Here is a 262-nt window from a genome sequence, read left to right as displayed (position 1 = left end):
CGAGCAACGAACCGCGCGTGCCCTACGACGCCGAAGGCCTGCCGATCCGCGAGGAGATCGTCGCCCGCCACGGCGAGGTGGTGATCACGCGCAACAGCTACGGCGCACGCTGTCTCAATTCGCCGGACGTCTTGTTCGCCGATGTCGATTTCAAGCCGCTGCCGCCGGTGCGCCTGGGCGGGGCGATGGCCGCGCTGTCGCTCGCCGCCGGCGTGGCCTGCGGCGTGCTGATCCATCCGGTCGCCGGCATCGTCGCCGCGAT

1 protein-coding gene is annotated in these 262 nt (G+C 71.0%); it reads left to right on the top strand.

All coding sequences use genetic code 11. The annotated features are described in order from the left end of the window. Positions 1-17: 17 nt before the first annotated feature. Positions 18-262: hypothetical protein (locus HKX41_12005; protein ID NNC24858.1), on the top strand; the 245-nt coding region annotated here is incomplete at its 3' end.

The organism is Salifodinibacter halophilus (assembly GCA_012999515.1).
GTDB lineage: Bacteria > Pseudomonadota > Gammaproteobacteria > Nevskiales > Salinisphaeraceae > Salifodinibacter > Salifodinibacter halophilus.
Note: the sequence above shows the minus strand (reverse complement) of the source record. Positions and strands in the feature narration are given on the sequence as shown.